General features: G+C 40.8%; 1 protein-coding gene. It reads left to right on the top strand.

Features of this window, described 5'->3' with window-relative positions; translation table 11 throughout:
* Positions 1-1,902: adenylate/guanylate cyclase domain-containing protein (locus H6S82_RS30715; RefSeq protein WP_191057290.1), on the top strand; the 1,902-nt coding region annotated here is incomplete at its 5' end.
* Between the last annotated feature and the right edge of the window lie 193 nt (positions 1,903-2,095).

Genomic DNA, 2,095 nt, shown 5'->3' with positions numbered 1-2,095 from the left:
CCATTTGTCTTGCAAATCTCGGCAGCAGTGGGGCTAACGGGGTATTTATCCTTTCGCAATGGGGAACAAGCGGTAAATGAAGTAGCCCAACAATTGCGGCTAGAAATTGGCGATCGCATTCACCAAGCCCTCACTTATTACCTGGAAACACCCAACACGCTCAACCGAGTTAATATTAACGCTATGCGTCTCGGACAATTAAATTTGGAAGATACTGGCAGTCTGACTCGTCAATTTTGGAGCCAGCGCCTTTTAATAGATAAAGACAAAGTATCTGCTATTTATTTTGGCAGCGCCACAGGAGAATTTTTCGGTTTAGGATTTCAAGATAATAAAAGATGGGAAATAGGCAGAGCGGGAAAATCAACAGGCGGTAAATTTTTCAGCTTTGATATCGATCCGGAAGGCAATCCTACCCGTTTGCTACAAGTAGGCAATGCTTACGACCCGCGAGTGCGACCTTGGTATAAAAAAGCAGTCCAAAAAGGTAGAGAAACCTGGAGCGAAATTTACATTGATTTCAAAGAACCGCGTTTGAAAGTTACTCTCGCCCAACCCATTTATGGAAAAACAAGTGAATTACGGGGAGTTGTCGGTGTTGATTTTGTACTTTCCCATATGCAAGAGTACCTCAAACAATTAAAAATTGGTAAAACCGGATTGACTTTCATCATGGAGCGTTCTGGCGAAATGGTAGCCTCTTCTACTGAAGAAGAACCTTTGTTGAGAGACAGCCACGGCAAAGTTAAAGCGCGGTTATGGGCTAGAAATAGTAGGATACCGTTAATTAAAGCTGCTATTGAATATTTAGATAAATCTGCTAACTTTGAAAAAATAGATACGACAAAACAATTTATTTTTAGAACAGCCGATCGGCAGCAATTCTTACAAATAACTCCCTTAAAAGACAACAAAGGAATTGATTGGCTGATTGTAGTAATTATTCCAAAGACTGATTTTATGGAGCAAATTAACGCCAATAATAGGATGACATTTTTATTGTCTTTGACAGCTTTATCTATTTCTATTTCTTGTGGATTTTTGACTTCTCGATGGATCGCCATTCCTATTTCTAGATTGGGTACAGCATCGCAAAAGATAGCGAATGGTCAATTAGCGCAAAAAGTGGAGGGAGGAAGTATTGCAGAATTGAATATTTTAGCGCAATCTTTCAACAAAATGGCAGCACAATTGCAGGAGTCATTTCTAGCTTTAGAAAAAGCAAATGAAGAGTTAGAGCAACGAGTCATCGAACGGACAGCAGCACTGCAAATAGAACAAGAAAAGTCCGAACGTTTGTTGCTGAATATTTTACCAAAACCAATCGCCGAAAAGTTAAAAAATGACACTAGCGCAATTGCCGAACAATTTAATGAAGTCACTATATTATTTGCGGATATAGTTGGCTTTACACCGCTTTCCGCTCAAATTTCTCCCATAGAATTAGTCAATTTACTCAACGAAATTTTTTCCAAATTCGATCAGTTAGCGGAACAACATGGTTTGGAAAAAATTAAAACGATCGGCGATGCGTATATGGTAGTGGGAGGCTTACCCATTCCCAGACATGACCACGCAGAGGCTGTCGCAGCAATGGCGTTAGATATGCAAAAAGCGATCGTGCAATTTCGCACTCATACAGGAGAACCTTTTCAAATTCGCATCGGGATTAATTCTGGCCCAGTAGTAGCCGGAGCGATCGGGTTAAAAAAGTTCATCTACGATCTATGGGGAAATACGGTTAATGTTGCTTCTCGCATGGAATCTCAGGGATTACCAGGCTGCATACAAGTTTCCTTTGATACCTACCAACAACTAAAAGATAAATTTATTTTGGAAGAACGGGGTATCATTTCCGTGAAAGGGAAAGGCGAGATGAAAACCTATTGGCTCAAAGGGTGAGCTTGACCGAAAAAAAGGGTTTCAGGCTTCCCATTTCAAGGGGAACATCCAAAAATTTTCCCGAACTTCAACTAAAACCGCAGGAGTCCCCCGCCATAAAACGAGCGTAGCAATGTTTTTGGCGACGGGGTGTGCGACGAACGAACAAATACTGTACTTGTCATTATCACCTTCACGCAATACGATAATATTA

The sequence above is a fragment of the Planktothrix sp. FACHB-1355 genome, from assembly GCF_014748295.1.
GTDB classification, from domain to species: Bacteria; Cyanobacteriota; Cyanobacteriia; order Cyanobacteriales; family Aerosakkonemataceae; genus Aerosakkonema; species Aerosakkonema funiforme_A.
This window is presented reverse-complemented; position numbering and strand designations above follow the sequence as displayed.